Below are 7,371 nucleotides of genomic sequence, written 5' to 3'. Positions count from 1 at the left end.
TTGTACTCAACGGTAACATCACCGTATTTCTTCTCTACCGGTTTTTCAACTTTGTCATAAACATAGACAACGCGGGTTGTTCCTTCGACAACTCTACCACTTTCTTTACCTTGTGTAGCTGTAGGGTCAATGCGGTAACTTGCTCCATCGGCTGTTGTAATCGTAGACGGTTTGTGGTCAGTTGTATCGTAGGCCGTTCCTACTGATGTGTCTGGTGTATCCACAATACGTGGAGAAAGAGTGTTGCCTTGCTTATCTTGGTAGTCAACAACAACATTCCCTTTCACTTCTGTATAGTAGTTTGCTACGTTCGTCGTACCTAATTTAACTTTACCTGTTGTATTATTAGTTGATGACACATATTTATAGATCTTGCCATCCGCTGTTGTGATTCTGTCTTGGTGTGTTGTTGTGTAGTCTTCACCAACAGGAGTTCCCGTAGGTTTTTAACCGTTTGAGTATTTGTTAGTTTAGTAGTAGTCCCTTGAATATAGTTATCCAGCAAGACATTCCCTGCAAGATTGTATTCAACCAGATTGTATTCAAGATCTGGTTTTACAAGAGTAAAGCGAGATGGTAATTTGCTTGTAATAGCTAACCAATAACCTCTATCCCATTGTGTAGTCCGCTGCATCACAAAGGAAATTGAATCTCCGCTTTCTGCCACACCCGCAATCCCCATTTTATAGAAATTTGGATCATCATAGTCGTCTTTAATGCCGTCAGTGACAATATTTGCTGCCAAACGTCCATCGGTTTGTTTTTCAACCAAAGAACCGGTAATCTTTACTGGTCGGAAATTATAATCTGTTATGCTTTCTTCGTGCTTCAGACCAGCCAATTTTCCAGTCTTAGGTTCTGTTTTGGTTAAACTTGTTAGAGCCAAAATTGCAGGGTTATCTTTTTTAAAGTTTATAACATTGCCATCAGCATCATAGAAGCGAGCAACAACTTTATATCTAGAAGGTACATTTATGTCATAAAAAGTGTAAATCCCTCTCGTCGGATCCTTCTCAGCAAAACCAACGATACCTGTTTTAGGGTTTAAATTCGTTACCTCATAAGTAACCTTTGAAATACTTACTCCATTATATTTAGAATTTTGGAGGCCCGTATAAGTAGCCGTAATGGTTTGTCCGCTTTTAATTTTAGGGATGACAAACCGGCTTCCACCAGCTGACAGTCTCGTTGTAAATGCTGGGATTGGATTGTTTGCAAACGTTCCACCAGATTTCACATACTCCTCATATGACATATTATTCATATCTTTTTGACCAAATTCAGTGGTACCAGTGATAGACAATTTAGCATTAGGCTCCCGTTCAAATTTCAAGCCTTGGCTGACAACTTCACTTAGATAGCCTGGAGTGCCGGTGTTTGCTTGCGCTTTTTTTAGGTCGCGTTTATAGGCATCTACCCCCGTCTTGATACGAGTTGCTTGTGTTTCCTCAAGAGTGTTGGCAAGGTCCTTTTTAGCATCTGACTCTACTTGGTTGTTCGCTGTTCCAATGTTGTCATTTTGATTTTGCTTAACATCAATGTTATAACCATTTGCTTCAGAAATCGCATCTTTTAGTTTTTGGTTTTCGACAGTTACTTTTGAACCTTCCGTACGATCTACCGGAGTAGCTACTGGGTCTGAGGTTGATACTGCTCCTGCTGGCGCAGGAGTAGTTGCTTCAGCTTTTGCTGTTGTAGCAGGAGCGGGCGTTGTTTCAGGCGTTGCAGTTGTTGCTGCTGGCGTTGTACTCGCTACTGGTGCTGTGGCTGGTTGCGTAGCTGCACTTTCAGTTGTTGTAGTCGCTGACGCTGTTGTAGTGTCAGCTGTTGAAATAGCTCCTGCTGGTGCTGTTGTTTCAGCTTTTGCAGTGGTTATTGCTGCTGTAGAGCTGCTAGCTGCTTCAGTTGCTGCTGCTTTTGATTGTGCAGCAAGACTTGTATCAGAAGCTTCCGCCACTGGAGCGGGCGTTGTTGGCTTCGTTGCCTTTACTTCATCAGCAGCTACACCTTGGTGAGCGCTAAGAATTGCAATGGTTCCAAGCGTCAAGATACCAATGGTGCCATAAACTTTGTTTTTCCGGATCGAACCATGACCCTTCGTTTTGCTATTATGAAACATAAAATTCCTCTTTCCTTTTTAATAATTACCCAATTAACCAATTATCTTTCTCAAAAGGCTTGACTTTTTTGAAGCCTAATAGAGCCAAGATAAATAAACCAATCGTTGCAAGAATCGTGGTTGCTTCCCCCGTATCTGGCAACAATGTAAACTTACCATTACTTGATTTGACAGTGACCGTTCCATCAGGATTTGCCCTAGCACCTACTTGCGCAGCTGGTACAGATGTTTTAGAACCGTCTGCGTTTTTGATAGTGACTTCTCCTTGATCATTACCAATAATCTCAAAGCCCTTGTCCGTCAAAAGCGGATCAGCTGGTGAGATGATTGATTTGATTGGATTGTCAATCGTGTCACCTTTTTTAGTAGTCACAGATGAAGCATTGTCAAGACTGAATGTTTCATCCCTTTTCAAGTCCATATCTGAAATTGTTGTCTCGTCCGTACCCTTTTCAGTCAAAATTGACGGATTGACCGTATCTTTTGCATCTATTGCTTCATCAGTTGGTATTGTATCTGTCGGTGCGATTGTATCTGCTATAGAAGTATCTGGGCTAACCGATGAATCTGATGAGGGGGTAGCCGGAACACTTGGCACTTGAGCTTTATCCTGCGAAGGCACTACTTTACTAGAAGAATCCGGTGTACTTGGTATATCCTTATCTGGTGGAGCGGGATCTGTCTTCGGTGGCACCACCTTATTAGAGTCTGGCGTTTCTGTGACCAGATCATAGTAATAAGTAATATTGGTATTTCCTTCAAGGACTTTTCCTTTTTCGTACCCCTGAGTAGCTTTTAGATCAAGGCGGTATTTCTTACCTTCTGAACTGATAATGGTTTCTCTTCGTTGGTCGGTCGTATCGTAGTCCGTTCCCACTTCAGAAGTCGGTGTATCCAACTCTTTTGGTGCAATCAAAGCACCATCTTTACTCTTGTACTCAACCGTTACATCGCCATATTTCTTTTCTGGCTCCGCTTGATTTGGCTTTGAAGACTCAGAGTCTGATGTTCCAGACTTATCCTTATCTGGTGTAGCCGATGGTATAGGGGCTATCTTCGGCGGTTCTACCTTACTTGAGGAATCCGACGGTTCCGACTTGTCCTTTTCTGGCGCAATCGGTGTTATTGGCGTTGTCTTTGGTGCCTCTACCTTGTCTGACACGCTTGGCTTATCCTTATCTGAAGCAACTGACGTGGACTTGTCAGGAGTTACAGGAGCAGCCGGCGTCACAGCCGTAGAGGTATTTGCATTTCCCTGCTTAGACTCTGGCGTTTCAGTAGAAGCCTTTTTATTGCTGTCAACAGTCGGTGTGACAATCGTTGTGGAGATAGAGCGCTCAACATCCCTAGCCAACACAGGATTTGCACCTAAAGCTGATAACAATACAGCCGTTGACGCTAAAAAGAACCTGCTTTTTTTCATTCTAAATATCCTCTCAATATTTTAACATATTGGATATGTTAAGGACTAGTTTAAAAAAACTATTCACTTTCATGATAGTAATATTTTCCTCAAATGTCAAGCCGATTACAGCATTTTCACAGATTTATTTAATCTCATTACAGAAGTATTTTACATTTGTTTACACCTTGTAAAGAAACATAGATATATTACAGATAAACAATAGGTGATTGATAAAAGAGTAATCTAAAGCTCTAACAACTTTTAAATCCCAATTAGTCTAGACAAGCGCGTCAATCAGTTATGATGCATATATACAAAAGCCCTTTCACATCAAAATCCAACTATTTTTCACTTCAATAATAATGTATAAAATGAAAATAATGTCTCTGGAATCAATATTTATGCAACGGCAGTGAGCTGTGTTTTTTATTTTCAACTTTTTTAAAACAAGAGGGTTAAAACTAGCTGCTAATACTTGTACAATTTCCTGTCAAGTATTATACTAAGAATAGTCTTAAAGTGAGGTGATATAAAATGGAAGCTGTCGTCTATTCAAATTTTAGAAACAATTTAAAACATTACATGAAAAAAGTCAACGATGAATATGAACCTCTAATGGTTGTCAATAAAAATCCTGATGAAAATATTGTAGTCTTATCTAAGAAAAATTGGGATAGTATCCAAGAAACCATCCGTCTAATGAATAACGAGTACCTTTCAGACAAGGTTCTATCAGGAATGGAACAAGTCAAGCAAAAGAAAACCATTCAACGCCAATTATTAGAGGTGGAAGATGTTTAACTTTACAGAACAAGCTTGGAAAGATTATGTTTCTTGGCAACAAGAGGATAAAAAGATACTCAAACGTATCAATCGTTTAATAGAGGATATCAAACGGAATCCTTTTGAAGGGATTGGAAAGCCTGAACCCTTAAAATATCGTTATTCCGGTGCTTGGTCTCGTAGAATTACAGATGAACAACGATTAGTCTATATGGTGGAAAAAGATGAGATTTATTTCTTATCCTTTAGAGACCATTACACATAAAAGCAGTCATTATCCATTGGATGCTAAAACTCTCTAACTGTCTGAAAAGTAGCCAATTTTAGAAGAAATCCTTAAATGATAAAAGGCTCTTAGAAATGCTGATAGAGTAGCACTTCTAAGAGTTCTAATTGGTTCTACAAAAAAAGAAAAATAGAAAAAGACAATACTTTGAGCAAAATGTTTATATACTCAATTCTCAAAAAGAAAAAACAGAGCTGGTAAAATTGCTAATAATAGAATAATCTATCTTCAGTGTTATCAATTGTAATTCTAAACAATATATGCTATCGTGGAGACATAATGAAACAAAATTTGAATTTTATACATGTTTAAATGGACGTACTGAATTTATTGAGTTTTTACAAACCTTACCCCTAAAAGACAAACAGAAACTTCTTGCCACTATTAGCCTAATACAAGAGCACGGTTTGCTTATCGCACAACGCATGGAATGGGTGAAAAAACTTGATAATGATATTTTTGAAATTCGCTCAAAAGTATCTTCTAATATTCAACGTGCCTTATACTTCCATGTGATTGGTGACCGCTACATCATCACACACGGATTTACCAAAAAGACACAGAAAACACCTACTAGTGAAATCAGGCATGCTAAAGAACTGAAAAAAGAATTTGGGGAGCATAATCATGACAACTATTAAATTTGACGATTTTTTACAAGATGAACTAAAACAAGAAGATTTTAAAGCTGGTTATTTAGCAGAAAAAAGCATCTTAGAAAGTGCAATTGCCGTCTTTAATGCTAGACAAAATGCTGGACTGACACAACGTGAACTAGCTGACCTATCTCATGTCCCGCAATCCACCATTGCTAGAATCGAACGATGACATAATACCAGCATTGAAACCATGAGCAAGATTGCTTTTGCATTGAATCAAAAACTCACCATTAACATTGGCTAATATCAGCTTTTAGATGTCATATAAAGAAACTCTATGAATAACATTTATTATCTTCGAATAATTTTAAAAATAAAGCAAGTGACTACTAGAAAATCACTTGCTTTTTGTATTAATGATCTTTTACAAAATCTAAAATATCTTCATAAGTTAATTCTGATGCTGCTGTACCTAATCCGAGATGAACTAACTATCAGTACAATATCGTTAATTTCTAGTAGCACAAGCATTGCAAAAATACTAATGTGCTTTTCCCATCTAAAAAAGCATGGTTCTTAATCAAAGAATAACAAAGTCTAGCTGCCTTCTCTTCAATAGTCGGATATTGATCAACTCCAAAATAAGTATCAAAAACATTAGAAAGTGAGGCCTCAACTAACCCCTTGTCTCGTACACCATCCATTCCTCCCGAAGCTATAATCAATTGGCTATGTAAGGCAACAACCTGTTCAACGGTTAATCGCTTCATTTGGCTAATTCCTTAAAGGCTTCTAGGTGGCGTGACAAGATAGAACTTGCCACCTCGTCAACACTAGCTTGATCAGTAACAACAGCTTCTGTCTGTTCTTCTTGGACCAAGGTATTATAGTCAACTAAAACATATTTAGGTTTATTGTTTTTCAAAATAACAGCTGTACCTTTCCTATCAACCATGCGAGCAACTTTAGAAAAATTTTGATTTGCTTCAGTAATTGGAACTAAATTTTCAAGATTAATTTGCATTATATTATCGCCTCCTTTTGCTTATCATATCATTTTTAAGCAAGAAAAACAATAATATAGGATGAATTTATCCTATATTATGGTATAATGGAGATAGTGCTATACAAGGAGGTATGCCATGACTCTTGATGTAAATAAAGAAGAATTAACAATTTTAGGGATTCCCTTTGATAACTTTTCAGAGAATTAGTCAAAACGAATGAACTTGCTCGTGTTGTAAAGTTAGCTGATTTACGGCATAATTCTGACATAACTAGATTAAAAGAAATTAGCCCCAAGGATATCAAGAGACAAAAAAATATCTTTCAGCTATCAAATTCTTAAGCACTTAGAATCATCTAGGTACTTATTTTGTTGTCTTATTTCTTCTTGAATTTACAATCTAAGTGCAAAAAATATAAATTAGTAATTTTTAGTAACTTAGTTTAAAATTTCATAAACGCACAACAAAAGAGTCTGGGACAATAGTGTCTTGATTCTATCAAAAAAGAATATGGGACATAAAGATATTCAGCAAATCAGTGAGACTTACGGGTATCTAATCAAAGAAAAGGCTATCCGTGAAGACAATAAAATCCGTGACTTTTTCCACGGTTTAAGCCAGTAGAAACTATTTTGAACAAATTTTGAACAAAAACAAAAGAAACGCTGATTTATCAACGTTTCTAAAACTTAAGCAATACCGGCGGCCGGGGTCGAACCGGCACGTCCTTGCGGACACTGGATTTTGAGTCCAGCGCGTCTGCCAATTCCGCCACGCCGGCAAAGTTAAACTGGGGTAGCTGGATTCGAACCAACGCATGAGGGAGTCAAAGTCCCTTGCCTTACCGCTTGGCTATACCCCAATAATATAAAATAGGCGAGTGATGGGGATCGAACCCACGCATGCCAGAGCCACAATCTGGTGTGTTAACCACTTCACCACACCCGCCATATTCACAATAAACACGGGCAGTAGGAATTGAACCCACACTGAAGGTTTTGGAGACCTTAGTTCTACCTTTAAACTATGCCCGTAAAGGTATGGAAGGGGAGGGATTCGAACCCCCGAACCCGAAGGAGCGGATTTACAGTCCGCCGCGTTTAGCCTCTTCGCTACCCTTCCTGATATTTTAAACTAATTATGGCGCGAGACGGAATCGAACCGCCGACACA

At 38.4% G+C, this 7,371-nt stretch carries 7 protein-coding genes, 5 tRNA genes and 4 pseudogenes; 6 read left to right on the top strand and 10 right to left on the bottom strand.

The annotated features are described in order from the left end of the window. The 3 genes from HMPREF2634_RS09990 to HMPREF2634_RS04240 all read right to left on the bottom strand — a co-directional run. A partial coding sequence (locus HMPREF2634_RS09990; protein WP_180363042.1) for a MucBP domain-containing protein occupies nt 1-359 on the bottom strand: 359 nt, incomplete at its 3' end. Next, nucleotides 320-2,119, bottom strand: coding sequence for a GbpC/Spa domain-containing protein (locus HMPREF2634_RS04245; RefSeq protein ID WP_070836336.1), 1,800 nt, complete (start codon nt 2,117-2,119; stop codon nt 320-322). The genes HMPREF2634_RS04245 and HMPREF2634_RS09990, both read right to left, overlap by 40 nt. Before the next feature lie 25 nt (nt 2,120-2,144). Further along, nucleotides 2,145-3,542 carry a MucBP domain-containing protein gene (locus HMPREF2634_RS04240; protein WP_021001204.1) on the bottom strand — a complete coding sequence of 466 codons (1,398 nt, stop codon included), beginning with the start codon at nt 3,540-3,542 and terminating at the stop codon, nt 2,145-2,147. A 516-nt stretch (nt 3,543-4,058) separates the two neighbouring features. On the opposite strand from HMPREF2634_RS04240, the gene HMPREF2634_RS04235 reads away from it, so the two are divergent. The 4 genes and pseudogenes from HMPREF2634_RS04235 to HMPREF2634_RS04220 all read left to right on the top strand — a co-directional run bounded on the left by HMPREF2634_RS04235 (nt 4,059) and on the right by HMPREF2634_RS04220 (nt 5,496). Next, the gene (locus HMPREF2634_RS04235) at nt 4,059-4,325 is read left to right on the top strand and encodes a type II toxin-antitoxin system Phd/YefM family antitoxin (protein ID WP_003027139.1); all 267 of its coding nucleotides are present in this window, start codon (nt 4,059-4,061) and stop codon (nt 4,323-4,325) included. Then, complete coding sequence (locus HMPREF2634_RS04230) at nt 4,318-4,572, top strand: Txe/YoeB family addiction module toxin (protein ID WP_003027142.1); 255 nt, start codon at nt 4,318-4,320, stop codon at nt 4,570-4,572. Before HMPREF2634_RS04235 ends, HMPREF2634_RS04230 begins: the two co-directional genes overlap by 8 nt. Before the next feature lie 281 nt (nt 4,573-4,853). Then, the gene (locus HMPREF2634_RS04225; protein WP_003027145.1) at nt 4,854-5,234 is read left to right on the top strand and encodes a type II toxin-antitoxin system RelE/ParE family toxin; all 381 of its coding nucleotides are present in this window, start codon (nt 4,854-4,856) and stop codon (nt 5,232-5,234) included. After that, a pseudogene (locus HMPREF2634_RS04220) lies at nt 5,221-5,496 on the top strand (multiprotein-bridging factor 1 family protein). Before HMPREF2634_RS04225 ends, HMPREF2634_RS04220 begins: the two are co-directional and overlap by 14 nt. A 109-nt stretch (nt 5,497-5,605) precedes the next feature. On the opposite strand, the pseudogene HMPREF2634_RS04215 reads toward HMPREF2634_RS04220, so the two are convergent. After that, a pseudogene (locus HMPREF2634_RS04215) lies at nt 5,606-5,962 on the bottom strand (type II toxin-antitoxin system death-on-curing family toxin). Then, nucleotides 5,959-6,216, bottom strand: coding sequence for a type II toxin-antitoxin system Phd/YefM family antitoxin (locus HMPREF2634_RS04210; protein ID WP_003027150.1), 258 nt, complete (start codon nt 6,214-6,216; stop codon nt 5,959-5,961). The pseudogene HMPREF2634_RS04215 and the gene HMPREF2634_RS04210 overlap by 4 nt, the downstream one beginning before the upstream one ends. Nucleotides 6,217-6,393: 177 nt before the next feature. Between HMPREF2634_RS04210 and HMPREF2634_RS10180 the strand changes: the two are divergent. Continuing rightward, a pseudogene (locus HMPREF2634_RS10180) lies at nt 6,394-6,548 on the top strand (GTP pyrophosphokinase); the annotation flags it as partial. Between the two features lie 155 nt (nt 6,549-6,703). Beyond that, nucleotides 6,704-6,823, top strand: a pseudogene (locus HMPREF2634_RS09910) (site-specific integrase); the annotation flags it as partial. A 73-nt stretch (nt 6,824-6,896) separates the two neighbouring features. Here the strand turns inward: HMPREF2634_RS09910 and HMPREF2634_RS04205 are convergent. The 5 genes from HMPREF2634_RS04205 to HMPREF2634_RS04185 all read right to left on the bottom strand — a co-directional run bounded on the left by HMPREF2634_RS04205 (nt 6,897) and on the right by HMPREF2634_RS04185 (nt 7,321). Beyond that, nucleotides 6,897-6,980 (bottom strand) — tRNA-Leu (locus tag HMPREF2634_RS04205). A 9-nt stretch (nt 6,981-6,989) separates the two neighbouring features. Beyond that, a tRNA-Gln gene (locus tag HMPREF2634_RS04200) sits at nt 6,990-7,061 on the bottom strand. A gap of 13 nt (nt 7,062-7,074) precedes the next feature. Next, nucleotides 7,075-7,147, bottom strand: a tRNA-His gene (locus tag HMPREF2634_RS04195). Between the two features lie 15 nt (nt 7,148-7,162). Beyond that, a tRNA-Trp gene (locus HMPREF2634_RS04190) sits at nt 7,163-7,233 on the bottom strand. A gap of 7 nt (nt 7,234-7,240) precedes the next feature. Next, nucleotides 7,241-7,321: transfer RNA gene (locus HMPREF2634_RS04185), tRNA-Tyr, on the bottom strand. Nucleotides 7,322-7,371: the final 50 nt, after the last annotated feature.

Origin of the sequence: Streptococcus sp. HMSC034B03, assembly GCF_001838575.1 — a bacterium.
GTDB lineage: Bacteria > Bacillota > Bacilli > Lactobacillales > Streptococcaceae > Streptococcus > Streptococcus anginosus.
Note: the sequence above shows the minus strand (reverse complement) of the source record. Positions and strands in the feature narration are given on the sequence as shown.